This window comes from Zunongwangia sp. SCSIO 43204, from assembly GCF_019904275.1.
GTDB classification, from domain to species: Bacteria; Bacteroidota; Bacteroidia; order Flavobacteriales; family Flavobacteriaceae; genus Zunongwangia; species Zunongwangia mangrovi.
This window is the reverse complement of record NZ_CP063204.1, coordinates 1,824,718-1,851,454: the sequence shown is the minus strand read 5'-3', so window position 1 is coordinate 1,851,454 and position 26,737 is coordinate 1,824,718. Positions and strand designations below refer to the sequence as shown.

Genomic DNA, 26,737 nt, shown 5'->3' with positions numbered 1-26,737 from the left:
ACTCTAAATTATAGCTTTTAATAGCTATTCCCTAATTTTTATTGGCACCGCCAAAGGGTATTATACCCCAAGGTGGTTTACTTTATTGAAGAATTTTCAACTCTGCTTATCTAAAATCAAAAAAAATCCCCCCTGAACATTTCTGCCAGAGGGATCTTCGAAATTAAATATATAACTAAGAAATACTTTCTGGCACTACTAAAATTGTACAGGCATATGCATTCGCATGCCGCTATCTGTAAAATTAGTTCTTTTAATAAATTGATTCATTTTATACTTCAATAAAAAAAGCCGCTGTTCTACACAGCGGCTTTTGCAATTTATATTTTCGATTTATGCAATAGAGCGCGCTGAAGGAAAATCCCACATCATCATAAAGCGCATCATATTGATAAAAATCATTTTTCGTTCTCTTTTGAGATTACAAAGATAAATGCGGAAATATTTCTTAACCAAAAAATTCGATAAAAAAATTTCAAATTATTTTACCTAAGACTTAGAATCTATGCAAAGATTTATCAATTATCACCTATATACTTCAGCATAAAACAGGACTAGACCAAAATTCAGCAAAAATCAAAATTCTCAAAAACCGGAAGCAAAAAACATTTCAAATTAAAAAGTCGTTAAAGAAAGTTGGAGTAAACACAATTTTTATACATTTGTAGCCAGTTTAATAACAGGGAAAGATTTGACTGATTGCAACCCTAATACTTCTGAAGAATTTAGAAGTATGCCAAATTCGAAGAACTTGGTTAAAATGCTAAAGCAGTGATACTTTTTATAGTCTGCCTTCACGTCAAATTTAGCCCGTCTTTTATAATATAAAGAGAAGATTTATGGCTTATTTATTTACTTCAGAAAGTGTTTCTGAAGGACACCCCGATAAGATTGCAGATCAAATTAGCGATACTTTATTAGATAATTTCTTAGCTTTTGATGAAGAATCTAAAGTAGCCTGCGAGACCTTAGTAACTACAGGACAGGTTGTTTTAGCCGGTGAAGTGCGCTCTAATACATATCTTGATGTACAGCAAATTGCCCGCGATGTCATTAACGATATTGGATATACAAAAGGTGCTTATCAATTTAGTGGAGACTCTTGTGGTGTGATTTCTTTGATCCACGAACAATCGCCAGATATCAATCAGGGTGTAGATCGTGCTACAAAAGAGGAACAAGGTGCTGGTGACCAGGGGATGATGTTTGGCTACGCGACTACAGAGACTTCCAACTTTATGCCTTTGGCTCTGGATATTTCTCACAAAATGGTTTACGAACTTGCAGAGCTAAGACGCGAAGGAAATGAAATTCCTTATCTGCGCCCAGATGCAAAAAGCCAGGTAACTATTGAATATAGTGATGATAACATTCCGCAGCGAATCGTAGCTATCGTACTTTCTACCCAGCATGATCAGTTTATGGATAATGATGAAGAAATGTTGGCTAAAATTAAGAAAGACATTATCGAAATTTTAATGCCGCGAGTAATCGCTCAATTACCAGAGTACGTTCAGAAATTATTTAACGACGATATTAAATATCACATTAACCCAACTGGGAAATTTGTGATTGGTGGGCCACACGGTGATGCGGGACTTACTGGTAGAAAAATCATTGTAGATACTTATGGTGGTAAAGGAGCTCACGGTGGAGGTGCTTTTTCTGGGAAAGATCCTAGTAAAGTAGACCGCTCTGCTGCTTATGCTTCAAGACATATTGCCAAAAACCTTGTCGCCGCTGGTATTGCAGACGAAGTTTTAGTTCAGGTTTCTTATGCGATTGGTGTGGTAGAACCAACATCGATTTCTGTTGATACTTACGGAACTTCTAAAGTTGAAATGAGTAACGGCGAGATTGCTAAAAAAGTAGGGGAGATTTTTGACATGCGCCCGTTTGCTATTGAGGAACGCTTAAATCTTAGAAATCCTATTTATCGTGAAACAGCCGCTTACGGCCACATGGGTAAAGAACCTAAAAAAGTAACTAAGATCTTTAAAAGCCCTTATAGCGGTGAAGTAAAGAAAGAAGTTGAATTATTTACCTGGGAAAAACTAGATTACGTAGATAAAGTAAAAGCGGCTTTTGGAATATAAATTCAATTAAAAAGCATTTATAATATTTCGATTTTCGATAAAAAGTCCCCTGCTAATCAGGGGATTTTTTTATATCCTCCATTTCGCATAAGCAAGTATAAATCGTGCTACACTTTTGTAGCGAAGTTCAGATCGTTCAAAATTATTGATATTCTGAAAACGATAATATTGAGTATTGAATAAGTTTTGTGCATTAAAACCAAAGATCCAGTTGCTTTGCTTAGGTCGATATTCGGCATTTATTAGGCTACTTTCAAAAAACTGATCGTCTACCAGAAATAATTCATTTTTAAGGTTCAAAAAAATCTTATCGTTGATTCTTAAAACATTTTCAAAACTGGATGAGTAATTTTCAATATTGGTTGAATTACCTTCAATTTCACCTGAATTTCTCATATAATTCAGCTGAAAATAAAAATCGTAATTCCCTTTAAAATAGGTTGTTCCCCGCAGGTAAAGATTTTGCGATTCATTCTTAATTAAAGAAAACTGATCATTCAAGACCGATGGTCTTGTAAACCACATTTGATTAATTCCAAGTTTGGCGGTCATATTCAATTTATCGATAAAGGTGGTCACACCCGCATTCAGATTTAAAAAGTCTTCAGAATTTGTATAAAATAAGGACGAAAAATTATAATTTTCAGCAATAAAATTTTGACGTAAAAAACTGTTTTGATAATCTACATAAGACAGTGTTGTACTCAGTAAAAATCGATCTTTTACTTTATTCAAAATATAGCTAAGGGAATAGCGGTGACTTTTTAGAAGTTCTACTTCCTGTGCCCCATATTGAATACTCCTGTAACTTTTTAAAACGCCAAAACCGGGCAAAGAACTAAGCCTTGGTAATTCCTGCTGAAATTTATAAGAAAGTCTAAAATTGCCAAAACTGTTTTTTAACCAACGATACGAAAGTTCAGGATTATAGATTAGATATTGGTCTTTAAAAAAAGAGTTTCTATAATCTACAATATCGGCTGTTATTTTAGCATTCACATCCATTTTTTCATTCATCTGGTAAGCGAGCTTTAGCCCACCCCTTAAACTTTGCTGCCGCGAATCATTACCGCCACTTAAGCTATCGATCGCGATTTCAGCATTTATTTCGTTTGATGTTCCGGCAAATTCCTCGTCTAAATGCTGCACTCCGCCAAAAAAACTATACGACCATTTCTTTTTCCTGAAAACGAAATTGGCCTCAATCCCCTGATAGTTTAATGTTGTTTTGTAATTCCCGGTTATCACTTTATCGGCTTCCAGAAAAGAAACCGGCGAAGCTGTAAAATCTTCGTCTAAATTTTTATGGGCTACATATCCATAAATGATCATTGCTCCATTTTTAATCTTTTTGCTGAAATTGATATCGGTTTCCAGATTTCTTTCCTGAGTGTCCAAATCCTGATCGATCAGATCGTTATTAAATTGAAGCGAAGTACCAGAGGCATAAGATTTCAAATCGACCACATTTGTAATATTTAAATAATGATCTTTAGAAATCGCACTCGAAATTTCGATCTCATTTCTAAAATTCCGTGTTTTTCCACCAAAATTATGTTGTTCATTATAGGTAATTGGATCATCCAGAAAATAAGTGTAACTACCGCCAAACTGTTGATCGAGCTCTTCATTGATATACGAAGTTGCAGCTCTTAATTTCGTGTTTTCGCTTAAAGGTTTATGGATTAAAAAATGATCGAAAAAACTTCTATTCTGAATATAATTTCGCTCATCGAGCATAATTGTACTTTCCTGTAAATACACTTGCGGATCTAATTTTATTGAAAAATCCTTATCAAAATCATTGAATCCTGAACTATTTTCTGAAACATAATTAGAAAGCTGTTCGTCTGCCCATTCGCCAGTATTGTTCCACTTTCCAAGATTCAGGAATTTTATTTTTTCCTTAATCAGCCCCAGATTACTCTCTAGCTTGGAGCGTTTGCGATTTCCGATCCCGGCAGTATTTGTTCCAAAAAGTACCGTTTTTCGATCTTCCTTTAATTTTAGATTTAAGACTTTAGCATCTGAATTTAAGAACTGTTTTAAAACGGGATTTTCTTCATAATTGCTTATCACCTCAACTTCGTCGAGCACTTGAGCGTCCAGGTTTTTTGAAATGATCTTATAATTATTATCGGCCAAATCATCTCCTTCGATCAGTATCTTTTTAATGTACTGTCCCTGCGCTTTAATATTCCCATCGCCATCAATTTCGATACCGGGAATATTGCGCAAAACATCTTCTACGGTTTGCTCGGTTTTATTGGTAAAGGCGCTGACTTTATAACGTAATGTATCGGTTTTAATGACGATCTTTTCATCTGGTCGCAGCAAAACTTCATCCAGGCTTTCTGCCTGTGGCACCAGTTTTATAGTATAAAATCGCCTATTTTTAAGCAAAGAAATTTCCTGCTTAGCGAAACCCATACTGTTGGCTACCAACACTAAATCATCCTGAAATTCCGGGATACTTAGTTCAAAAACACCTTTTGAATCGGTATAACCAAAAGCCAGAAAACGGGTATCCTGCTTTAAAATTACAGAAGCGCCTTCGATGGTTTCACTTGTAATCGAATCCTGAACGATTCCCTGCACTACAAACTCACCAGATTGTCCATAAAGATTCCCCAGGCAGGCAAAAAGAAAAACAACTATAATCTTATTGATCGTCTGCAAATCCTTCTATATAACTTCTTAGCATTAATTTTTCAGTAATATTTTTTTCTTCAGCACCTCTAACTCCGGCATTTTCACCAACCATTCTACCTCCAATTTGAGCATCTTTCCAAGCCTTGATTAGATAATCTTTAAAATCTTCAGTACTCATCCATTCCCCAACATGTTCGATTGGTTTTAATAAATATGATTTATCGGTAGGATATTCTATAGATTTGAAATACCAATAAATTTCTTTGTTGGTATCATAAGCTTCCAAAATTAAACCGGGCAAACCTTGCATTTTCCACGGACCAATAGGTAACGGAATTTCGGGAGTAAACCAGGCTGTATAATCCCGACCTCTAAAATGAGCGGTGGCTTTATTGGCTGTAAATTTCCCGATGGCTTTAGTTTCCGAAGAAATATTCCAATCGATTTTGGGAGTATGATCTTTTACATAAGTAAAACCTATATCTCTTGAAGTAAAGTCCTTATTTTTAAAATGGTTATAATATCTAAATCCTTCTTTATTGGTAACAACCGTTTTAGAAACACGTGAAGAGCCTTCGTATCTAATATGATCGTTAATATGACCTCCTTCCAAAGAATCCATTCTGGTTATATAAAGTGAAGAACTGCTATTAAACACCAATACCGACTTATAATCTGGACCAACTGGCGCTCCTGTGCCCATTCCCTGAATTTCTCCATAATGAACTAAGCCAGTTTTATCTTGGCTAAAACCATAAAAACTAAAAAGGAAAACATAAATCAATATAAACTTTCTAAACATGATATCTCCGCTATTTTTGATCGTCCGCAAATCCTTCTATATAACTTCTTAGCATTAAATTCTGGGTTTTATTGTTTACGTAAACGCCTCTTATATTTGCGCTCTCAGCACTCATTCTACCTGAAATCAAAGCTCTTTTTAAAGACTCGATCATATGATTTTTAAATTCTTCAGTACTCATCCATTCCCCATCATATTCGATTGGTTTTAATAAATATGATTTATCGGTAGGATACTCTATAGATTTAAAATACCAGTAAATTTCCTTATTGGTATCATAAGCTTCCAGAATTAAGCCGGGCAAGCCTTGCATTTTCCACGGGCCAATAGGTAACGGAATTTCGGGAGTAAACCAGGCCGTATAATCCCGACCTCTAAAATGAGCGGTAGCTTTATTAGCTGTAAATTTCCCGATAGCTTTAGTTTCCGAAGAAATATTCCAATCGATTTTGGGAGTATGATCTTTTACATAACTAAAACCTATATCTCTTGAAGTAAAGACCTTATTTTTAAAATCATTAAAATGTCTAAATCCTATTTCATTAGTAGTTACAGTTCTGGAAATTCTTGCGGTGCCTTCAAAATTACGTTGCTCTCTAATATGCGCCCCTTCCAGAGAATCCATCCTTGTAATGTATAAAGAACGATTGTTATCGAAAACTAATATAGCGTTTAGATCAGGCCCCACTGGCGCTCCGGCGCCCATACTTTGTATTTCTCCGTAATAAACTAAACCTGTTTTGTTTTGGCTAAAACCATAAAAACTAAAAAGGAATGTACAGATTAATAATGTGAGTCTAATCATCTAAAATTCAGAATTGAAATAAATTACATAAACATAAGAAAAAAAAACACTTACAACTCTTTGGTATAAAATTAAATCTTCAATATTTAGATTATAATTCACTTCACTAAATCCTTTTCGATTTTATCTTTTTCTTCGGAATTCCTTAACAGCGGCGGGACTTTTTAATCCTTAAATTGAGGATTATAACAAAAGCAATCCCATGTCTTTTTTCAAGAAAGTAAGAAACACGGTAAACCTGTTAAAGTCGGTTGATATGGATCAACTGGCAAAAATCAACAAACAAATCGATTTATCTGAAGCCATGAAGACTTTAGGTAAATTAGATGAGCGCCAGCTTGCTGGACTCATGAAAATGTTAAAAACAAAGCGTAAAAAGTCGCAAAGTGACCTGCCTCCTATCGATGGAGATTTTTACAATTTGGATTACAAGCTTACCGAAGAACAGCAGGAACTTCAAATGAAAGTTCGTAATCTTATGGAAGACGAGATTCGCCCGTTAATTAATGACCACTGGAATCGTGCAAAATTCCCATTCGAAATTATCGAAAAGTTCAAAAAACTAAATATTGCCGGGATTCCTTACGAAGGTTATGGCTGCCCTAATCTTCCGTTTTTAATGGAAGGGATCATTGCGCAGGAAATTGCGAGAGTCGATGTTTCTACCTCAACTTTTTTTGGTGTACACAGTGGCCTGGCCATGGGATCTATTTATTTATGCGGTAGTGAAGAACAAAAGCAAAAATGGCTTCCGCAGATGCAAAAATTAGAGAAGATCGGTGCTTTTGGTTTAACCGAACCCAATGTAGGATCTGGTGTTGCCGGCGGATTGGAAACTACCTGTAAATTTGATGGCGAAAACTGGATCTTAAATGGGCAAAAGAAATGGATTGGTAATGCCACTTTTGCCGATGTGATCATTATTTGGGCAAGAGATGTAGACAGCAACCAGGTAAAAGGCTTCTTAGTAGAAAAAGACAATCCCGGTTTTAAAGCCGAAAAAATGGAAGATAAAATGGCACTTCGTATTGTACAAAATGCCATTATCACGCTTACCGATTGTAAAGTTGCAGAAAGCGATAGATTACAAAACGCCAATTCCTTTAAAGATACCGCAAATGTATTACGAATGACGCGTGCCGGTGTTGCCTGGCAAGCAGTAGGCTGTGCTCGTGGTGCTTACGAAAGTGCTTTAAAATATACTCGTAAAAGAGAACAATTTGGCCGACCAATTGCTTCATATCAATTAGTACAAAATCATTTGGTAGAAATGGTTTCTAATCTTACCTCGATGCAAACCTTATGTTTTAGACTTTCTGAAATGCAAGACCAGGACATGCTTACAGACGAGCACGCTTCTTTGGCCAAAGTGTATTGCAGCATGCGTATGCGTGATGTAGTAAGTCGTGCCCGCGAAGTTATGGGCGGTAATGGAATTTTATTGGAACACGATGTTGCCCGTTTTGTAGCAGATGCCGAAGCGATTTACAGTTACGAAGGAACCAAAGAAATAAACTCTTTAATTGTTGGTAGAGCAATTACCGGCTATAGTGCTTTTGTTAGCTAACAAAAATCAAATTAAAAATCAAATCCCCAAGAGGGGAAGAAAAATTAGAATTAAATGTCAGTATTAGTTGTAGCTCCCGGAAGAGACGTATCCCAATGGGTAGAAACCCTTAAAAGTCAGCATCCGGGAATGAATGTTTATGTTTACCCCGAAGATCATGATACCGAAGAAGTAGAGTTTGCCATAACCTGGAAGCATCCACGCGGACTCTTTAAAAACTACCCTAATTTAAAAATAGTTGCCTCGATGGGTGCCGGTGTAGATCATATCACATCAGACCCAGAATTCCCAGAAGGTGTAAAGATCACAAGAGTGGTAGACGAACAATTAACCAGTGATCTAAGCGAGTTTGTTTTAGCCCTAGTAATGAACCACACACGTCATCTTTCAGCATATAAACACCAGGAAAAAGATAGCAACTGGAACGTTTTAAAATATTGCCGAAACAGCGACATGAAAATTGGCGTAATGGGAATGGGGGTTATTGGTACCGCTACAGCACAGCTTTTAGCGAAAAATAACTTTAAAGTATCAGGATGGTCTCGTACAGAAAAAGACTGTGAAGATATCACCTCATATTATGGCGATAATAGTTTAGATGATTTTCTTCAGGAATCTGAAATTTTGATTTGCTTACTTCCTTTAACCGAAGAAACAAACGGAATTTTAAATAAAGAATTATTCGAAAAATTACCAAAAGGTGCTTACGTGATCAACGTTGGTCGTGGTGAACATCTGGAGGAGAACGATCTTATCGAGATGATCGATAGCGGTCATCTGGCCGGTGCGGCTTTAGATGTTTTTAAAGAAGAACCTTTACCAGAAGATCATGCTTTTTGGAAACATGAAAGAATAAGTATCACTCCGCATACCGCAAGTTTAACCGAAGCCGAATCTGTTGTACCGCAAATCGTAGAGAATTACGAACGTTTTCAGGACGATGAAGAACTTAAAAACCTGGTAGAACAAGATCGAGGTTATTAATTATCGAAAATTATGCTCATCAAAAACATCTTAGTAGCCGTAGATTTTAATGAAGCCGTTGGCGAAATGCTGACTTATGCTGAAAGTTTTGCTGAAAAGTTTGAAGCAAAAATATGGCTGGTTCATGTTGCAGATCCAGATCCAGATTTTGTGGGATATGAAGTTGGCCCAAAATATATTCGAGATACAAAAGCTGAAGAATTTAGGCAAGAACACCGAATGCTGCAGCAATTATGTGATTCTTTTATTGAAAATAATATCGAATCTGAAGCTTTGCTCATTCAGGGGTCTACGGTTGAAACCCTTTTAGAAGAAGCAAAAAAACTTAACACCGATATGATGATCGTGGGAACTCATAAACATGGATTTTTTCATGACCTTTTTGCTGAAAATGTTTCTATAGAAATTTTAAAGCAATCAAAGATTCCGATTTTTACGGTTCCTATTGAAGAGTAATAATTCAATCAAAACTTTTTTTACTACTGCTGAAATTGGTTATTTTTCGAACCAATTTCAGCATTTGTTTTTATGGAAGTTTTTACCAAAGAAAGATTAGCACAGGTTCACGAACGTCTTAAACCATACATTCATGAAACGCCAATTTTAACCTCAGCCTTAACTAATGAAATCGCAGGCTGTTCTATCTTTTTTAAATGCGAGAATTTCCAAAAAATGGGTGCTTTTAAAATGCGTGGTGCTACCAACGCGATCTTACAACTGAGTAAAGAAGAGCAGCAAAAAGGGGTAGTAACGCATTCTTCCGGAAATTTTGCGCAGGCATTATCACTTGCAGCAAAAAGCTTAGAAGTTCCGGCTTATATCGTGATGCCGTCTAGCGCTCGGCAAGTAAAAAAAGATGCCGTAAAAACCTACGGCGGGAAAATTACGGAGTGCCCACCTACTTTAAAAGATCGGGAAGAAACTGCCCAAAAGATCGTAGTTGAAAAAGGAGCCACATTTGTGCATCCTTCTAATGATATCGAAGTGATCTTAGGACAGGGAACTGCGGCTTTAGAATTGCTTCAAAAAAAACCCAATCTTGATATTGTAATTACACCTGTTGGTGGCGGCGGACTTATAGCTGGGACTGCTCTTGCAGTGAGTTTATTTTCTGAAAATACTAAAACTATAGGCGCAGAACCTTTTGAAGTAGACGATGCCTATCGATCTTTAATTTCAGGCAAAATTGAAACGAACGAGAGTACAAATACCATCGCTGACGGACTAAAAACAAAACTTGGCGACCAGAACTTCCCTATTATTCAAAAACACGTTGAAGAAATTATTCGGGTTACAGAAGAAGAGATCAAAAATGCCTTAAAATTGATCTGGGAACGTATGAAAATTGTCGTAGAACCATCTAGCGCCGTTGCTTTAGCAGCTATTTTAAAAGAGCCCGCTAAATTTAAAAACAAGCAAATTGGCTTAATAATTTCAGGTGGAAATGTAGATTTAGAAAAGTTGGCGGAGTTGTTTTAGGTTTTACACCTTAACTTCACGGTTTAAAATAAAATAAAACGGTTTTAAAAGCTGCAATCTCTCATAAGCTTAGGCTTTCTTACCTACGGCAAAGTAAATTATCGAACCAAAGAATGGAAAGAAAATGCTAATTAGTGCGTAAAGTATCTTTTCGTTCATAGCTACTGTAGATCTTATAATTTTTATTAGAGCTATAATAAGCAGCACAAAATGAATTGGTATAACAAATATTAATACCCATGAAAACAATTGCCAAACATAAAGGCCAAAACCTGCATCGACTGTGTTTGAATAAATAATTTTTACACCAACATTGGTTGTTTGAACTGCACTAACTAAATCTAGCATCTCTGCTCTATTCACAAGATTTACCATATATTCATTTCCGTCACCAGATGTCACCACGGCATGCCGATTATTAATGGTTAGCTCAGTAATCTCCTCATTTGGTAAAATTTCTTCAGTGAATTCAACTAGTGAAATTTCGTCTTTATTATCACACGAAATAATAAAAACCGAAATAAGGATAGCAAAAACAATAGATAATTTTCTAAGCATTGATGATATTTTTAAGATGAATAGTAAATTGATTTCCAATAGATTATATCTAAAATTAGTCGGTTTTCACAATAAAAGCAAGTTTTAATGAAGTGTAGTAGTATTTTTTACTTTTTATCATCACTCTTTCAACACACTTATCGTTACCAGCATTTGCCCAATATGCCTTTGGCTATGTTCTGCGGCATGAAAATACAATCCGATTACGCTAGAAGGTAATTGCTTTCTACCTACAAAACGCTTTTCGGTTAGAATTGCTTCAGGGGTACTTTTAAATATCGCTAAAACTTCATTTACTTTTTCAGAAAAACTCTGGCTCAAATTATCGATTTTTAGCTCATTATTTTCAAGACCTTCATTCCGCAGATATTCAAATTGCTTTTCAGAAAGTGGTTTTCCTTCAGCATAAGTAAGCATGCGATCTAAAACTCCGGTAATATGCTGCAAATGAAAGCCAACGCTTGCTCTTCCGGCAGGTTTCTTCCACAGTAATCCTTCAGAAAAACCTTCAGTATATTTGAAAACCTCCTCTTTAGACTGCAAAAGTGCATGCGCAGCCGGTTGTAGCAATAAAGGAATTTCGGGAAGCGGCCCACGCAACCAAACCTCTGGCAATTTTTCAGTATTCATATAAAATATCTTATGGAAGTTATAAAGTGAACTTACAAAATAAAAGAAATATTATCTTTAGCTAATTAAAAATTGAGTCTAAAACCTCAAATATCAAACTTCAATTTATAGAATAAACACAGTATTATGCTTCGAAACTCGATCTTCACTTTATTTATTTTTTTAACGAATTTCGCGGTTTTTGCCCAGGAAAAACAGGATAAATGGGATGTTTCTAATCCTTTTCCAGATGATGTTCCGGTGAAAACTGTCGATTTAAATACTACCGAAGGTACATGGATGAACCTGGATGTGAGTCCCGATGGTAAAACCATTGTTTTTGACCTTTTAGGAGATATTTACACTATGCCAATTACTGGCGGAAAAGCTAAAGCGCTTCGTAGCGGAATGGCTTATGAAGTTCAGCCAAGATTTAGCCCAGATGGTTCTAAGATTTCGTTCACCAGTGATGCCGGTGGTGGCGATAATATCTGGATTATGGATGCCGATGGTGATAACGCCTGGGAACTAACCAGCGAAGATTTTAGATTGCTGAATAATGCCGTGTGGACAGCCGACGGAAACAGCATCGTTGCCCGTAAACACTTTACCTCTACCCGATCTTTAGGTGCCGGTGAAATGTGGCAATATCACATCGCCGGGAAATCCGGACTTCAACTTACCGAAAGAAAAAACGACCAACAGGACGTAAACGAGCCAAGTATTTCACTAGATGGGAAATATCTGTATTACAGTGAAGATATGTATCCGGGTGGTATGTTTCAGTACAACAAAGATCCAAACAAACAGATCTATGTGATTAAAAGATACAGTTTTGAGGATGGTGAAACCATAACTATTACCGGTGGTCCCGGTGGTGCTGCTCGCCCGCAGGTTTCTCCAGATGGTAAGAAACTTGCTTTTGTTCGTAGAGTTAGAACGAAGTCGGTTTTATTTATACAGGATCTGGAAACCGGAGAAGAATGGCCGGTTTATGATAACCTAAGCAAAGACCAGCAGGAAGCCTGGGCGATCTTTGGAGTGTACCCGGGATTTAGCTGGATGCCGAATAATAAAGAGCTGGTATTTTGGAGTAACGGAAAAATTAAGCGCGCTAATATTGAAACTAATGAAGTAAAAGAAATTCCGTTTGAAGTAAACGCGAAGATCGATATTGCTGAAACCGTAAGATCTGAACAGCAGGTGTATGCTGAAAAATTTAGCCCAAAAGTTATTCGTCACGCGACTACTTCGCCAGATGGTAAAACTTTGGTGTTCAATGCGGTTGGATATCTTTGGAAAAAAAGCTTACCTAACGGAAAGCCAAAAAGAATCACTGAAGCAACCGATTTTGAGTTTGAACCTGACTTTTCCCCTGATGGAAAAAGTATTGTCTATGTAACCTGGGATGATGAAAAACTGGGAAGTATCAAAAAAGTAGCATTAAGTGGTGGCACTCCAGAAACTTTAACTAAAGAAAAAGGAATTTACCGTAATCCATCGTATTCTCATAACGGTAAAATGATCGTTTACCATAAAGATCGCGGAAATAGCGACCAGGGACAAACCTTCACTAAAGAACCGGGAATTTATTTGATGAAAGCTGATGGTAGTGATGCCAAACGAATTTATAAAGGCGGTGATTTTGCCATGTTTAATCATAACGATACTCGCATTATTTTTCAAACCGGTGGCTACTATATGGGCGGTTTAAGCAAGGGCTTAAAAAGTATCGATCTTAGCGGGAATAATGAGCAGACTATAGTGAACTCCAAGTATGCAAATCGTTTACTGCCAAGCCCAGATGGTAAATGGATCGTTTTTAGCAACCTTCACAAAGTTTATTTAGCTCCGCTTCCGCATACTGGGCAAACCATAGATCTAGATCCAAATACCAAAACAGTACCGGTTACCCAAATTGCAAAAGATGCAGGGATAAATTTACACTGGTCTGCCGATAGCAAAAAAGTGCATTGGACCTTGGGAGATGAATATTTCACCAACGAAGTTTCTCAACGCTTTACTTTTCTAGAGGATTCTCCGGAAGAAATTCCTGAAATGACCGAAAAAGGAACAAAAATAGGTTTAGAAATCGAAACCGATACGCCAGGCGGATTGATCGCTTTTACCAATGCTCGAATCATTACCATGAACGAGAATGAGGAAGTAATTGAAAACGGAAGTATTCTTATTGAAAATAACAAGATCAAAGCTATGGGCGCTTCCGGTGAGGTAAATATCCCAAATTCGGCTAAAGTTTATGATGCTTCAGGAAAAACTATTATGCCTGGAATGATCGATGTTCATGCTCATATTGGTGCTTTTAGATATGGATTAACGCCTAAAAAACACTGGCCATCTTATGCAAACTTAGCATTTGGAGTGACCACGGCTCATGATCCTTCAGCATTAAGTGAAACCGTTTTTGGCATTTCAGAATTAATTAAAAGTGGCGAAATGGTAGGGCCAAGACTGTACTCTACAGGAATCATTCTTTATGGCGCCGATGGTGATTTTAAAGCCGTGATCAATAATCTGGACGATGCAAGATCGGCTTTAAGAAGAACTAAGGCTTTTGGCGCATTTTCAGTAAAAAGTTACAACCAGCCAAGACGTGAGCAACGCCAGCAAATTTTGCAGGCGGCTCGTGAATTGGATATGAATGTGGTGCCAGAAGGTGGTAGCACATTTTTTCATAATATGAATATGATCGTAGATGGTCATACAGGAATAGAACATAATATCCCGGTGGCGCCACTTTATAAAGACGTGCAAACTTTATGGAGCAATAGTAATGTTGGTTATACGCCAACGCTTATTGTGAATTACGGCGGAATTAATGCTGAATATTACTGGTACGATAAAACGAATGTTTGGGAGAATGAAAGACTGCTGAATTTTACTCCGCGTAGCATCGTTGATTCACGTTCCAGACATCGTACAAAAATTCCTGATGAAGAATATGAGAACGGACCAGTTTTAGTTTCTGAAGATGCTAAAGCCTTAACTGATCTTGGTGTAAAAGTTAACCTTGGTGCTCACGGCCAGTTACAAGGATTAGGTGCACATTGGGAGCTTTGGTCGTTGCAAATGGGCGGAATGACAAACATGGAAGCTTTACAGGCGGCTACGATAAACGGAGCGCATTATCTGGGAATGGATAAAGAAATTGGTTCTTTAGAAGAAGGAAAGTTAGCCGATCTTTTAGTGTTGGAAGAAAATCCTTTAGAGGATATTCAAAATTCTGAATCTATTATTTATACGATGGTAAACGGAAGATTATATGAAGCCGAAACCATGAATCAAATTGGTAACGAGCCCGAAGAACGTTCTAACTTTTACTGGGAAAACAACAAATATAACGCGGCATTCCCTTGGCACGAAGAATCAAACAGCTTCACGTTGCCGGGATGTATTTGCCGTAAACTAGGACATTAACTTTTTGAAGATCTATGGAACTCTACATAACCGCGGCCATTATTTTTGTTGGGATCTTCCTTTTTATAAAGGATTATTTCTCGATCGATACCACATCGATCCTCATCATGGCGTTGTTTATTGTAAGCGGAGTTCTAAGTCCTGAGGAAGGTTTTTCTGGGTTTAATCATCCTGCTACTATAACTTTAGGCTGCATGTTTGTGGTTAGCGCAGCTATTTTTAAAAGCGGGATCATAGATAGTTTTAGTGATAAGATCATTAGGATCGCAAAGATAAATTATGTCTTTGCCCTAATGATCTTTTGCTTTTCTGCAGCATTATTTTCAGCATTTATAAATGACACGGCAGTTGTTGCGATTTTAATCCCAATGGCTTTGCTTGTTTGCAGAGAAACAGGAATAAGCCCCGCAAGATTATTAATTCCTATTTCATTTTCAGCATTATTTGGCGGAACCTGTACGTTAATTGGTACATCAACAAACATTCTGGTTAGTGGGATTGCTAAAAAAGGTGGATTAGAACCTTTTAATATGTTCGAGTTCACCTTGCCTGCATTATGTTTACTTGCCATAGGTTTAACGTACCTCATCCTGGTTGGTCCATGGTTATTACCAAAACGTGCCGAAGCTCACGAAAGTGGATTGACCAAAGAAGCTCAAAATTATTTAGCTGAAGTTGTTTTAAGTAAAGATAGTACAGATGTAGATCATTCGATCGTAAAATCGAAACTGGTAAGCCAATACGGTGCACAAATTCTATCGATTAAAAGAAAGCATCACCGCATGTACGAAATTAACGGCGATACGGTACTTCGTGCTGAAGATTCTATGAAGATCTTGATCGATCCTCAACATCTTTCAGATTTAATGGATAAAGGCGGCTATATTTTGACCGGTGATAATGACGATCTACTTGAAGAAGAAAAAAAGAAAGATAACAAAGATGAAAAAACGATCTATGAAGTGATGATCCCGTACGGTTCTCCTTTAGCCGAACGTTCTTTACGACAATTAAACTTCAGGAATATATATTATGCTTCGGTTTTGGCACTTAGGCATCGCAAAGAAATTATCACTCAGGATGTATCGAACGTGGTTTTAAAAGAAGGTGATATGTTGTTGCTTTATGCTGCTCAAAGAGATATTCAGGCATTAACTTCTAGAAAATTACTGGTAGTTTTATCGAATTATCAAGCCAAAAAAGTGAACTACAAAAAAGCGATTCCGGCTTTATTGATCACCCTTGGCGTTGTTTTATCTGCGGCTTTAAATTTAACTTCAATCCTAATTAGTGCAATGATTGGTAGTTTGTTGCTGGTAACCACTTCTATATTAAAACCAAAAGAGGCTTACGATGCGATAGAATGGAAAGTGATCTTTATGATGGCCGGCGTACTTTCTATGGGAAAAGCTTTAGAAAAAACCGGCGGATCTGATGTAATTTCGCAATTTATCTTTGATCAAATTGGTGATCTTAACCCACGCATTATATTAAGTTTAGTTTTTCTTATTACCTTTCTATCAACAAACATTCTTAGCAGTAAGGCAGCAGCAGCGCTTATGGCGCCAATTGTGATAAGCCTTGCAAGTGCGCTACAGCTTAGTGAAAAACCATTTTTAATTGGTGTAATGTTTGCCTGTTCATTAACTTTTATGACGCCGGTTAGCTATCCAACCAACACCATGGTTTACGGCGCCGGAAATTATAAGTTTAATGATTTTTTAAAATTTGGAACACCTTTAAATTTCATTATCTGGATCGCCGCATCGTTCATTATACCGATCTTTTTTCCTTTTGAAGTTTAATTTTTGAAGCCTAAATAATGAGAAGAGTAAAACTGAGCAATCCTTTTAAAACAAGAATCATAGATGAGAAACTCATTAGGGAACATCTTGCTTTAGAAAGAACAAAACTAGCTAACGAGCGTACCTTGCTTGCTTACATAAGGGCTTCTCTTTATTTATTGATTGGTGGTCTAGCCTTACTTCAGATTAAAGAATATCCAGAATTACACTGGTTGGGATATGGTACATTTTCAGTAAGTATCATATTTTTGTCTGTCGGGATCATAAGATACATTCATCTAAATAGAAAATTGACCAGATTATTGCGTCCCGAAAAACAATCTGAAAACAACGAATCTTAAATTCTGTTTTGCTACAGTCTATTTTTCATTATTCGATGCATTTTTTAGCGATAGGAATTATCGCTTATTTTTTTGATAAAAAAAACTGGAAGCAAAATTGGATCATTTTAGCTGCAACCATGTTGGTGGATTTAGATCATGTTTTTGCGAGTCCGCTTTTTGATCCTAATCGCTGCGGAATTGGTTTTCATCCACTACACTCTCAAATAGCCATAATCTGCTATATTTTAGGAGCTGTTTTTCTGAAAAAAGGCATTTTTAAACTCATTTTTATTGGTTTATGCTTCCATATGCTTACCGATTTTATGGATTGTCTTTGGACCTTCTCTAAATGTGGGGAATGCTATGAAAATTCAGCCTTAAAACAGCTAATTTCGAATAGTTTATAAAAGCAAAAGCCGTTTTTTTTTGGATAAAAACGACTTTTGCAAAAGGAAACAAAAACCTAAACTTAACCAACTTTAAATTCTACCTTTCTTTTTCATAAGAATTACGATGCTATTTATCGATTTTGGGCATTATTGAAGCATTTTTTTTAAATCTGATTATTTAGCCTAGCCGATTTACTTTCAGAATTAACTTCCTTTAGGAAGGATTAAAATGTTCCTGTTCTTCTTTAGTAAGCATTCTAGATCTTATAATAAATCGTTTGCCTTTGGGAATTTCCAAAGAAAAGCTAGCGCCTCTACCCGGCGTGATATCTACAGTAAGATGGGTATGCTTCCAATATTCAAATTGATCGTGACTCATATAAAATGGCACTTTAACTACTTCTCCTAAATGAATATCATTATCGTCCAAATAGAAATCTTCTTTTGGCAACAGCATTGGCGAAGAGCCATCGCAACAACCACCGCTTTGGTGAAAGATCACCTCGCCATGTTCTGCTTTAAGTTCTTCTAACAAGGCTGCAGCCTCTTTGGTTATATCCACTCGCTTAAAGGTCATATCCTAAAAGAATCCAAGTTTATTCTTATCATAAGAGATAAGCATATTCTTAGCCTGGCGATAGTGATTAAGCATCATTAAATGATTCTCTCTACCAAAACCAGATTTTTTATAACCTCCAAATGGTGCATGAGCAGGATAATCATGGTAGCAATTCACCCAAACTCGACCTGCTTTTATCGCACGCGGAATTTGATATAATTGATGAGCATCGCGTGTCCATACTCCGGCTCCTAAACCATACAAAGTGTCATTAGCAATTTCTAAAGCTTCAGCTTCATCTTTAAACGTACATACTGAAAGTACCGGCCCAAAGATCTCTTCCTGAAAAACGCGCATTTTGTTATGCCCTTTTAAGATCGTTGGTTCGATATAAAATCCGTTTCCTAAATCTCCATCTAATTTTGCAGCGCCACCACCACATAAAACTTCAGCACCTTCTTCTTTACCAATATTGATATACGACAAAATTTTCTCGTGTTGATCGTTAGAAGCCTGAGCTCCCATCATGGTATCTGGACTAAAAGGATCGCCCATTTTTATTGCTTTAGTTCTAGCGATAACCTTTTCGATAAAAGCTTCATAAATATCTTCCTGGATAAGTAAACGAGAAGGACAGGTACAAACTTCACCCTGATTTAAAGCAAACAACACCGCACCTTCAATACATTTATCTAAAAACTCATCATCATGATCCATAATACTACTGAAGAAAACATTAGGCGATTTTCCACCAAGTTCCATGGTTACCGGATGCAGGTTTTTAGAAGCGTATTGCATAATTAATTGCCCGGTTGTGGTTTCCCCGGTAAACGCCACTTTATCTACATCTGGACTTGAAGCTAAAGGCTTCCCGGCTTCAGGACCAAAACCATGAATCACGTTTAAAACTCCTTTTGGTAATAAATGACCTACTTTTTCAGCAAATATTGTTGCTGAAGCCGGAGTTTGTTCCGCAGGTTTTAAAACGATACAGTTCCCGGCAGCCAATGCTGGTGCTACTTTCCAGGCCATCATTAACAGCGGAAAGTTCCACGGAATAATTTGTGCTACCACGCCAAGTGGTTCCTGAATAATAAGGGACAGTGTGTTTTTATTTAATTCTGAAGCACTTCCTTCTTCAGCTCTTATGACTGAAGCAAAATATCTAAAATGATCTACCGCCAAAGGAAGATCGGCATTTAAAGTTTCACGAATGGCTTTTCCATTATCTGAAGTTTCGATTTGTGCAAACTCTTCCAAATTTTCTTCTAAAATATCTGCGATCTTATTCAGGATAGCAGAACGCTCGGTCACTGATGTATTTCCCCACTCCTCTTTTGCGGCATTTGCTGCAGCAATCGCATTTTTAACATCAGCTTCTTTAGATCTTGGAAATTTTGCGATAAGCGAATTATCTACCGGAGAGTGATTATCAAAATACTCGCCATCGATAGGGTCTACAAAGGCTCCGTTAATATAATTGCCATATTTTTCCTGGAATTTTGGTTTGGAATAACTCATAATAGATATGTTTTTAATATTTCAATCTAAAACTCCGTAATTATTTGCATTAAAAATTGAACTTTCCTATTTTTAATTACTACTTTTCTATCGATTTAATAATTTAGTGAATTTTGAATGATAATCTTTTAAAATACGAGAGCTCTAGAAAGCTGCAAACCTTCATAGAAAATCGCACTATTTACAGTGCAGATTATGCTGAATTAAATGTTTTTGAAACACAGCAGGTCGCCGAGAAAGTCGATTTACAGTTTTCTTATCCTATAATTGCCAGTATGCTTTCTGGGAAAAAGATCATGCATTTAAAAAACAGAAATCCTTTTGACTTTTATCCAGGAGAAAGTGTGGTACTCCCCTCCAACGAAAAAATGATCATCGATTTTCCTTTAGCCACTACCGCTGAACCTACTCGCTGTTTAGCTTTAGGAATCGATCCGGATAAAATTCAGGAGACCGTAAATTATTTCAACGAAAATACAAGAGTAGATTTCGAGAATGATCATTATGATCTTCAGGCAAATTCAGCTCATCTTGAAAATAATGTTCAGGTTCAATATGTATTAGATCGCATTTTTAAAACTTTTTTGAGTGACGAAAAAGCTAAAGATGTCTTATTAGATCTTATGGTAAAAGAACTGGTGATAAGACTTTTGCAAACCAAGGCAAAATTAATGTTGCTGGACGATTCTTTGCTTTTTGATAATAACCGCATGGCTTTTATTGTAAAATATATGCGCGAAAATTTATCTAAAAACATTTCTGTAGACGAGCTTGCCGCAAAAGCCTGTATGAGTAGTTCTAACTTCTACAAAACTTTTAGGAATACACTAGGCGAAAGCCCGATTGATTACTTAAATGGCGAGCGTATCAAATATGCTAAGAAATTGATTCAGCAAACTTCAGATAAGTTAGCAGACATTGCTTTTCAATCTGGATTTAACAATGTAAGCTACTTCAACAGGCAGTTTAAAAAATTGGAAAGCATTACGCCAAACCAGTATCGCAAGAGTGTGCGGGCAAATAAATACGCTTCTTAAAGTTTAAAAAAAACTTAAAGTTACAGCAATCTTCCTTAAGAAGTTTAAGATTCTATACCTTAGACCCCAGTCAATTAAACAGAAGTGAAAGGCATTTAAGTCTCAGGATTATTGTATTTTGTAACAATTAGAGGAGTTTGTAAAAAGTATGCTTAAGTAAATCTTGTATCTTTACACCCTAAAATTTATCCAAACAAACTAAGCGAAGAATAACAATTATGCATGTAGCGATTGCAGGGAATATTGGTGCTGGTAAAACCACACTAACAAGATTACTCGCCAAACATTACAAATGGGAACCTCATTACGAAGACGTTCTGGAAAACCCCTATCTTGAAGATTTTTACAACAAGATGGAACGTTGGTCCTTTAATCTGCAAATCTATTTTTTAAACAGTAGATTTAGACAAATTTTACAGATTAGAGAAAGTGGTAAAAAGATCATACAGGATCGTACCATTTACGAAGACGCACATATTTTTGCTCCCAACTTACATGCAATGGGATTAATGACCAATAGAGATTTTGAAAATTATAAGTCTTTATTCGAACTTATGGAAAGCGTTGTACAGGGGCCAGATTTGCTAATTTACCTAAGAAGCAGTATCCCCAATTTGGTAGCCCAAATACAAAAACGAGGAAGAGAGTATGAAAACTCTATTTCTATCGACTATCTAAGCCGATTAAATGAACGTTATGAAGCCTGGGTACATGATTACAACAAAGGAAATTTACTTATTGTAGATGTAGACAATATTAACTTTGTAGATAATCCAGAGGACCTTGGTGACATTATTAACAAGATTGACGGAGAAATAAACGGACTATTTTAAATTTGGATTATGGAATCTACTAAACTGAAACGACCTAAGCATAAAGGATCACCAAAATTATTTGAGAATCCTATTTTAGAAAAATTAACGCATACGCATATTTCTGCTCCATTAATTATCTTTTTTGGAACCGCTGCTGCACTTATTTACTACGGAATTTTTGAAAAAGGATTTAGAACTCCTGAAATTTTAGCCTGGTTTGCCGGCGGATTATTATTCTTTACTTTCATAGAATATATAGCACACCGCTATTTATATCATATCCCGGCAACAACACCTAGAAGGCAAAAAATTTCCTATACTATGCATGGTGTTCACCACGATTATCCAAAAGATAAATCTAGGTTAGCTATGCCACCGGTTTTAAGTCTAATCGTAACCTCTGTACTTTTTATAATATACAGAGCAATTTTAGGCGATTACGTTTTTGGATTTTTAGCCGGATTCTTGGTAGGATATGCAGGTTATCTTGCGGTACATTATTCAGTTCACGCATTTAAAGTGCCTAATAACTTTTTAAAGATTTTATGGCATCATCATAGTATTCACCATTATCGTGAACCAGATCGTGCTTTTGGAGTATCTTCTCCATTTTGGGATCATATTTTTAGAACTATGCCAAGGCAAACTCCGGCTAGTGCCAGAACTGCTGTTGGAAAAAGTATAGACGACGAAAATCAGGGAAAAGGACATACACATTAACCCCCCTTTGTTGTAAAAAAACTAAAGCCGAATGATCTTAATCATTCGGCTTTTTTTGTTTCCAGCGGCAATGAGAATAATCCACAAAGGCTTGCCTCGAAATTAAAAATTTGTTTCCTGCGCTTGCCTCGTAGGCTTGCCCCGTGATAATTTACTATTTAATAAATCCGTTTTCACGAGCATGAGCTATAGCTTCAGCAGAGCTATGAACCATTAGCACAGGTGTGGTATCAAAATTATCGATAATGCTTTGCACACGCTCCATTTGCTTTTTATGATTTACACTTCGTAGATAAATCGCCAAAATTCGATCTGAATGCTGTACTGCAATATCTGTATAAATGCTAGCATCGTGTTCACCACTATCCCCAATCAGAATAAACTTAAGATCTGGATAGGTTTTAAGGACATTAAAGATCTCTCGCTGCTTATGTGGTTTTTCTGGCTTTATTGTTTTTTCGAATGGATGCCTAATATCTCTAAGCAAGATCGGGCCTTTTGGAAAACCATTATAGTCCAGAAATAGTTTTAAATATTCGTACATATTCCAAGGGCTATTACTTAAATAGAACATTGGATTTCGATTTCCTTCTGCCCAACCCTTATGCAGTAGTTTGTAGAGATCTGGTGCGCCTTTTAAAGGCATCCGCTTATAAGCATTGGTAAGCAAGCTGTTCTTAAGCAATCGCCATTTTAAAAAAGATGTGACTCCGGTATGCAAAATCGTATCGTCGATATCGCTAATAACGCCATATTCAGCATCTACAGATGGAATTAAAAATTCACCCTCAAAAGGATCGCCTAAAAGCTCGGTTTTGGGTTCCAGTTCTTCACGATAATACAGCTGATAATCTACCCAACCTTCATCACTAGAAACTTCAGCAATATTATCTTCCAGATTTTGATTAAAGAGAAAATAGCCTTCATCATTGGTGGTTGTTTTTAAGTTGATCTTACCGGGAATCTCTAGTTCAACCTCAGCATCGGGAATTTCAAAACTATCAAATTGTTTATATGTGTTCACAAAGGTTTTCCACTTATTTTGATCCTGATGAATCTTTAGCGGCGCATTATCCAGAACACGACCTTTCACAAATAACCTTGAATAGGTTCCATAACTTCTATAGGGCACGATTAGTACCTGATCCAGGTTTTTATATCGCCCCAGTAACTTTTTTATTCGTTTAAACATTCAAGTAATTTTCCTTCTATAAGTTTACAAATTTTATTCGGCATTAAGCCTCTCCAGGGCATTTTCCATATTAATTGCTTCTGAACCTAATTCTTTAAAAAGGTCTCCTTTTTCTGAAATTCGCTGCGGAACATTAAAAATATTAAAATCAGTGATTTTTAAACCGTTTTTTACCTCATCCCATTCTAGCGGAGTAGAAACCGTAGCTCCCTTTCTTGGCCTTACCGAATAAGGCGCGGCAATCGTTTGCCCACGGCGATTTTGTAAATAATCCAGATATATTTTTCCTTTCCGGGATTTTACCGCTCGCTCCATACTGGTAAGTTTTGGTAATTTATCCTGAACAAAATAGCAGAGTAATTTTATAAAATCTCGTCCTTCCTGGTAAGAATATTGTCCATCAAACGGAATATAAATATGTAATCCTCTGGAGCCTGAAGTTTTACAAAACCCATCGATATTCGCTAAATCCAGCACTTCTTTTACAGCCTGCGCCACTTCGATCACTTCTTCAAAAGTATTTTTATCTGAAGGATCCAGATCGATCACCCCATAATCTGGCGCATCGAGTTTGCCAATCTTAGAATGCCAGGGATTAATTTCTATACAACCCAGATTAGCCATATATAACAAGGTGGCTTCATTTTGGCAAAGCAGATATTCGATATTTTTTTGTGAAGATTCAGAATAAATACTAGTGGTAGCTACCCAATCTGGTAAACTTTCGTTGTCTTTTTGATAGAATCCTTTTTGCTGAATTCCGTTTGGATGTCGATGTAAGTTTTGCGGACGATCTTTTAAATACGGAAGCATAATTTCTGAAACCTGAAGATAATATTCGATAAGATCGTACTTACTAATTTTATCTTTTGGCCAATATATTTTATCCAGATTGGTAAACGGAACAGAAATCCCTCCAATATCAAGATTCCCTGAATTTGAAGTTGATTTTTCTGAATGCTCTGGAGTTTCAATCTTAGCTTCAGGTTTTACTTCTGTGGTGGTTTTATCTTCTCGCAAACCTTTAAAAACCGGGTGACGCATCGCACCAGATTTTGTCCATTCAGAAAATTTTACTTCACAAATTAGTTCAGGATTTATCCAATTTGGGGTTCTTCCTTTTAAATTTATTTTTTTAGAAAATGGAGATTTTTCCGCACTAAGATCTTTCATTTTAGCAAGCAATTCCATTTGCTTTTGGTTAGAAAATCCACTTCCGCAGTTACCAACGTAAGTAAGTTGTCCATCCTTAAACATTCCCAGGATCAATGACCCAAAAACAGCTCCTTTAGAATCTGTATAACCACAAATTATGGCTTCTTCACTTTCTACCCCTTTAATTTTTAGCCAGTTTTCGGTTCGATAACCTGGCGCATAGGTCGTATCGCTTTTTTTCGCGATCACGCCTTCCATCCCGCTATCGATCGCCTTTTTATAAAATGCAGTTCCCATACCTTCTATATGATCGCAATAAAAAGTATAATCTAAATCCTCTAAAACCTCTGGAATTAGACTTTTTCGATCTATCAAAGGCAATTCTAACATACTATGCTCATTTAAAAAAAGCATATCAAAAACATAGAATCTTAGCGTACCCGGAGTATTTTTATCATAATTCTGCAATGCCTGAAAATCTGGCAACCCATTTTTATCTACGATGACCACTTCGCCATCAAAAATAGCTTGTTGATCGATCTGTTCTAGATCCTTTACCAAAAGCGGAAATTTTGAATTATAATTAATTCCGTTTCTAGAATAAATGCGCACCTCGCCATGATCTACATGTGCTATTAATCGATATCCATCCCATTTTAACTCGTAAATCCAATCTGGATGATTAAAAATTTCTTTGCCCGTAGTCGCCAACATTGGTTTTACGGTATCTTCAGGTTTTAACTTTCGTACTTTTGGAGGTCTTATCTTTTTATTTTCTTCGGAAATGTTTTCAGAATAAACTTCAGCATAAACCTCGGCGTCATAGATAAGATCGGTAGAAAACTCGTCTTTCTTTTTAATAAGCAACCAGTGATTTTCTTTGCCCTGCTTTGTATTAATCAGGGCAAAATTCCCTTTGATCTTTTTTCCTGAAAACTGAAGCTTTAGATCTCCTTTTTCGTATTGCTGAAGCAAATTTTTATCATTAAGCGGACTGCTAAATTCGCCTTCGTCCCAAATATCCATCTGGCCTGCGCCATAATTTCCCTTAGGAATTTCTCCTTCAAATTTTAAATATTTAATGGGATGATCCTCAGTATGAACCGCTAAGCGTTTGTCTTTTGGATTCATTGACGGGCCTTTAGGAACTGCCCAGCTTTTTAGCGTTCCGCCAATTTCCAGACGAAGATCATAATGTAATCGAGTGGCCTGGTGCCGCTGAATTACGAATCTGTTTAGATCTTCATCGTTCGATTCAGCTTTAGGTTCAGGAGTATTATTAAAATTCCGTTTCTTTTTATACTCGTCTAAACTCAAAATTAAGAGGCTTTATTCTTTTTCTTTTTATCTAAACTAGCTTTTAGCTGCGCCATTAGATCTTTTGCCGGTGTTGGTTCGCTATCAAATTCTTCGGTTTCTGGCGCTTCACCGGCGGCTTTAGAATCGATGATCTTTTGCAACTGCTCGTTATAAACATCTTTAAATTTATCGAAACTAAACTTAGTGGTATATTGATCGATAAGTGAAATCGCCATATCCACTTCTTTTTTCTGAACTTTGGTTTTTGGCAGTTTTAGATCCTTTGGATTCCTAATTTCATCTGCAAATCGAATAACATGAAGCACAAGTGCATTGTTATAAACGCCCACCAAACTTAGGTGTTCTTTTTGGCGCATTACAAAAGTAGCCACGCCCAACTTCTTGGTTTTCTTTAGCGCATCGCGAAGCAAATTGTAAGATTTCCCACCTTCTTTTTGTGGTTCTAAGAAATAAGGCTTTTTAAAAAGAACATCTGCAACTTCTTTTTCTTCGATAAATTCTTCGATATCAATGGTTTTACTTTTCTTCATATTAGCCTTTTCGAAGTCTTCTTTTTCTAGGATCACATAGCCTTCATCCTTTTTAAAACCTTTTACAATATCTTTCCATTCAACTTCTTTCCCGGTATCTTCGTTCACTCGCTTATATCTTATTCGTCCCTGGTCGCGACGATCTAGCATATCAAGATCAAGTTTACGATCTTCTGATCCCGAATATAATTTTACAGGAATCGATACGAGCCCAAAGCTTATCGAGCCATTCCAGATTGATCTCATAGTTTTCTGCGCTTTCTTCTAAAATTAAGAGAAATATAAGAGCACCTGCGTTGTAGAGAAGTTAAAATAAATGATGTCTGGAATATCTAATCTTGTATGGTAGGAAAAACATCACTGCTATAAAATAAAAAAGCA

The 26,737-nt window shown here is 36.6% G+C and carries 22 protein-coding genes; 12 read left to right on the top strand and 10 right to left on the bottom strand.

Annotated elements, in window-relative coordinates; genetic code table 11:
* The first annotated feature begins 839 nt into the window (after positions 1-839).
* The gene (gene metK, locus INR75_RS08170) at positions 840-2,096 is read left to right on the top strand and encodes a methionine adenosyltransferase (protein ID WP_223091495.1); all 1,257 of its coding nucleotides are present in this window, start codon (positions 840-842) and stop codon (positions 2,094-2,096) included.
* A 69-nt stretch (positions 2,097-2,165) separates the two neighbouring features.
* Here metK and INR75_RS08165 read toward each other — a convergent pair whose 3' ends face one another.
* From INR75_RS08165 to INR75_RS08155, 3 genes are read right to left on the bottom strand one after another with little or no spacing between them, the layout of a single operon-like run.
* Positions 2,166-4,775 (bottom strand): carboxypeptidase-like regulatory domain-containing protein, encoded by a 2,610-nt coding sequence (locus INR75_RS08165; protein ID WP_223091494.1) that lies wholly within the window; start codon positions 4,773-4,775, stop codon positions 2,166-2,168.
* Positions 4,759-5,550 carry a GLPGLI family protein gene (locus INR75_RS08160; protein ID WP_223091493.1) on the bottom strand — a complete coding sequence of 264 codons (792 nt, stop codon included), beginning with the start codon at positions 5,548-5,550 and terminating at the stop codon, positions 4,759-4,761. Before INR75_RS08160 ends, INR75_RS08165 begins: the two co-directional genes overlap by 17 nt.
* Before the next feature lie 10 nt (positions 5,551-5,560).
* Positions 5,561-6,355 (bottom strand): GLPGLI family protein, encoded by a 795-nt coding sequence (locus INR75_RS08155; protein ID WP_223091492.1) that lies wholly within the window; start codon positions 6,353-6,355, stop codon positions 5,561-5,563.
* A 202-nt stretch (positions 6,356-6,557) separates the two neighbouring features.
* Here INR75_RS08155 and INR75_RS08150 point away from each other — a divergent pair, with 202 nt between their 5' ends.
* The 4 genes from INR75_RS08150 (at position 6,558) to INR75_RS08135 (ending at position 10,385) form a co-directional block, all read left to right on the top strand.
* Entirely contained in the window at positions 6,558-7,922 is a 1,365-nt protein-coding gene (locus INR75_RS08150) for an acyl-CoA dehydrogenase family protein (protein WP_223091491.1), read from the top strand.
* Between the two features lie 54 nt (positions 7,923-7,976).
* On the top strand, positions 7,977-8,906 hold the full coding sequence (locus tag INR75_RS08145; protein ID WP_223091490.1) for a glyoxylate/hydroxypyruvate reductase A: 930 nt from the start codon (positions 7,977-7,979) through the stop codon (positions 8,904-8,906).
* A gap of 12 nt (positions 8,907-8,918) precedes the next feature.
* Positions 8,919-9,362, top strand: a complete 444-nt coding sequence (locus tag INR75_RS08140; protein WP_223091489.1) for a universal stress protein — start codon at positions 8,919-8,921, stop codon at positions 9,360-9,362.
* A gap of 72 nt (positions 9,363-9,434) precedes the next feature.
* Positions 9,435-10,385, top strand: coding sequence for a pyridoxal-phosphate dependent enzyme (locus INR75_RS08135; protein ID WP_223091488.1), 951 nt, complete (start codon positions 9,435-9,437; stop codon positions 10,383-10,385).
* Positions 10,386-10,454: 69 nt separating this feature from the next.
* On the opposite strand, the gene INR75_RS20445 is transcribed toward INR75_RS08135, so the two are convergent.
* Complete coding sequence (locus INR75_RS20445) at positions 10,455-10,943, bottom strand: PLDc N-terminal domain-containing protein (protein WP_255584674.1); 489 nt, start codon at positions 10,941-10,943, stop codon at positions 10,455-10,457.
* A 120-nt stretch (positions 10,944-11,063) separates the two neighbouring features.
* Complete coding sequence (locus INR75_RS08125) at positions 11,064-11,573, bottom strand: DinB family protein (protein WP_223091487.1); 510 nt, start codon at positions 11,571-11,573, stop codon at positions 11,064-11,066.
* Between the two features lie 126 nt (positions 11,574-11,699).
* Here INR75_RS08125 and INR75_RS08120 point away from each other — a divergent pair, with 126 nt between their 5' ends.
* The 4 genes from INR75_RS08120 to INR75_RS08105 are packed head-to-tail and all read left to right on the top strand — an operon-like array spanning position 11,700 to position 17,525.
* Positions 11,700-14,990, top strand: coding sequence for an amidohydrolase family protein (locus tag INR75_RS08120; RefSeq protein WP_223091486.1), 3,291 nt, complete (start codon positions 11,700-11,702; stop codon positions 14,988-14,990).
* Between the two features lie 14 nt (positions 14,991-15,004).
* Positions 15,005-16,795: an SLC13 family permease gene (locus INR75_RS08115; protein WP_223091485.1), complete on the top strand. Its 1,791-nt coding sequence runs from the start codon at positions 15,005-15,007 to the stop codon at positions 16,793-16,795.
* Positions 16,796-16,812: 17 nt separating this feature from the next.
* Entirely contained in the window at positions 16,813-17,136 is a 324-nt protein-coding gene (locus INR75_RS08110) for a DUF202 domain-containing protein (protein ID WP_223091484.1), read from the top strand.
* A gap of 8 nt (positions 17,137-17,144) precedes the next feature.
* A complete protein-coding gene (locus tag INR75_RS08105; protein WP_223091483.1) occupies positions 17,145-17,525 on the top strand; it encodes a DUF6122 family protein in 381 nt (126 codons plus the stop codon).
* A gap of 196 nt (positions 17,526-17,721) precedes the next feature.
* Here the strand turns inward: INR75_RS08105 and INR75_RS08100 are convergent, their stop codons facing one another.
* Together INR75_RS08100 and INR75_RS08095 are read right to left on the bottom strand one after the other, a co-directional pair.
* Entirely contained in the window at positions 17,722-18,084 is a 363-nt protein-coding gene (locus INR75_RS08100) for a DUF779 domain-containing protein (RefSeq protein ID WP_223091482.1), read from the bottom strand.
* Positions 18,085-18,087: 3 nt separating this feature from the next.
* Positions 18,088-19,587, bottom strand: a complete 1,500-nt coding sequence (locus INR75_RS08095; protein ID WP_223091481.1) for an aldehyde dehydrogenase family protein — start codon at positions 19,585-19,587, stop codon at positions 18,088-18,090.
* A 113-nt stretch (positions 19,588-19,700) separates the two neighbouring features.
* Here INR75_RS08095 and INR75_RS08090 point away from each other — a divergent pair, with 113 nt between their 5' ends.
* The 3 genes from INR75_RS08090 to INR75_RS08080 all read left to right on the top strand — a co-directional run bounded on the left by INR75_RS08090 (position 19,701) and on the right by INR75_RS08080 (position 22,159).
* Positions 19,701-20,624: an AraC family transcriptional regulator gene (locus INR75_RS08090; RefSeq protein WP_223091480.1), complete on the top strand. Its 924-nt coding sequence runs from the start codon at positions 19,701-19,703 to the stop codon at positions 20,622-20,624.
* Positions 20,625-20,842: 218 nt separating this feature from the next.
* The gene (locus INR75_RS08085; protein ID WP_084839697.1) at positions 20,843-21,457 is read left to right on the top strand and encodes a deoxynucleoside kinase; all 615 of its coding nucleotides are present in this window, start codon (positions 20,843-20,845) and stop codon (positions 21,455-21,457) included.
* Positions 21,458-21,466: 9 nt separating this feature from the next.
* Positions 21,467-22,159: a sterol desaturase family protein gene (locus tag INR75_RS08080; protein ID WP_223091479.1), complete on the top strand. Its 693-nt coding sequence runs from the start codon at positions 21,467-21,469 to the stop codon at positions 22,157-22,159.
* A gap of 154 nt (positions 22,160-22,313) precedes the next feature.
* Here the strand turns inward: INR75_RS08080 and INR75_RS08075 are convergent, their stop codons facing one another.
* From INR75_RS08075 to INR75_RS08065, 3 genes are read right to left on the bottom strand one after another with little or no spacing between them, the layout of a single operon-like run.
* Positions 22,314-23,351, bottom strand: a complete 1,038-nt coding sequence (locus tag INR75_RS08075) for an App1 family protein (RefSeq protein WP_223091478.1) — start codon at positions 23,349-23,351, stop codon at positions 22,314-22,316.
* 33 nt (positions 23,352-23,384) lie between these two features.
* Positions 23,385-25,823: a DNA ligase D gene (gene ligD, locus INR75_RS08070; protein ID WP_223091477.1), complete on the bottom strand. Its 2,439-nt coding sequence runs from the start codon at positions 25,821-25,823 to the stop codon at positions 23,385-23,387.
* A 2-nt stretch (positions 25,824-25,825) separates the two neighbouring features.
* On the bottom strand, positions 25,826-26,602 hold the full coding sequence (locus tag INR75_RS08065; RefSeq protein WP_092540365.1) for a Ku protein: 777 nt from the start codon (positions 26,600-26,602) through the stop codon (positions 25,826-25,828).
* Positions 26,603-26,737: the final 135 nt, after the last annotated feature.

Bases quoted from the DNA above. Each gene is read 5' to 3' on its own strand.
- metK (WP_223091495.1), top strand. From the start codon at position 840: ATGGCTTATTTATTTACTTCAGAAAGTGTTTCTGAAGGACACCCCGAT.
- INR75_RS08160 (WP_223091493.1), bottom strand. From the start codon at position 5,550: ATGTTTAGAAAGTTTATATTGATTTATGTTTTCCTTTTTAGTTTTTAT.
- INR75_RS08155 (WP_223091492.1), bottom strand. From the start codon at position 6,355: ATGATTAGACTCACATTATTAATCTGTACATTCCTTTTTAGTTTTTAT.
- INR75_RS08150 (WP_223091491.1), top strand. From the start codon at position 6,558: ATGTCTTTTTTCAAGAAAGTAAGAAACACGGTAAACCTGTTAAAGTCG.
- INR75_RS08145 (WP_223091490.1), top strand. From the start codon at position 7,977: ATGTCAGTATTAGTTGTAGCTCCCGGAAGAGACGTATCCCAATGGGTA.
- INR75_RS08140 (WP_223091489.1), top strand. From the start codon at position 8,919: ATGCTCATCAAAAACATCTTAGTAGCCGTAGATTTTAATGAAGCCGTT.
- INR75_RS08135 (WP_223091488.1), top strand. From the start codon at position 9,435: ATGGAAGTTTTTACCAAAGAAAGATTAGCACAGGTTCACGAACGTCTT.
- INR75_RS20445 (WP_255584674.1), bottom strand. From the start codon at position 10,943: ATGCTTAGAAAATTATCTATTGTTTTTGCTATCCTTATTTCGGTTTTT.
- INR75_RS08125 (WP_223091487.1), bottom strand. From the start codon at position 11,573: ATGAATACTGAAAAATTGCCAGAGGTTTGGTTGCGTGGGCCGCTTCCC.
- INR75_RS08120 (WP_223091486.1), top strand. From the start codon at position 11,700: ATGCTTCGAAACTCGATCTTCACTTTATTTATTTTTTTAACGAATTTC.
- INR75_RS08115 (WP_223091485.1), top strand. From the start codon at position 15,005: ATGGAACTCTACATAACCGCGGCCATTATTTTTGTTGGGATCTTCCTT.
- INR75_RS08110 (WP_223091484.1), top strand. From the start codon at position 16,813: ATGAGAAGAGTAAAACTGAGCAATCCTTTTAAAACAAGAATCATAGAT.
- INR75_RS08100 (WP_223091482.1), bottom strand. From the start codon at position 18,084: ATGACCTTTAAGCGAGTGGATATAACCAAAGAGGCTGCAGCCTTGTTA.
- INR75_RS08095 (WP_223091481.1), bottom strand. From the start codon at position 19,587: ATGAGTTATTCCAAACCAAAATTCCAGGAAAAATATGGCAATTATATT.
- INR75_RS08085 (WP_084839697.1), top strand. From the start codon at position 20,843: ATGCATGTAGCGATTGCAGGGAATATTGGTGCTGGTAAAACCACACTA.
- INR75_RS08080 (WP_223091479.1), top strand. From the start codon at position 21,467: ATGGAATCTACTAAACTGAAACGACCTAAGCATAAAGGATCACCAAAA.
- INR75_RS08075 (WP_223091478.1), bottom strand. From the start codon at position 23,351: ATGTTTAAACGAATAAAAAAGTTACTGGGGCGATATAAAAACCTGGAT.
- INR75_RS08065 (WP_092540365.1), bottom strand. From the start codon at position 26,602: ATGAGATCAATCTGGAATGGCTCGATAAGCTTTGGGCTCGTATCGATT.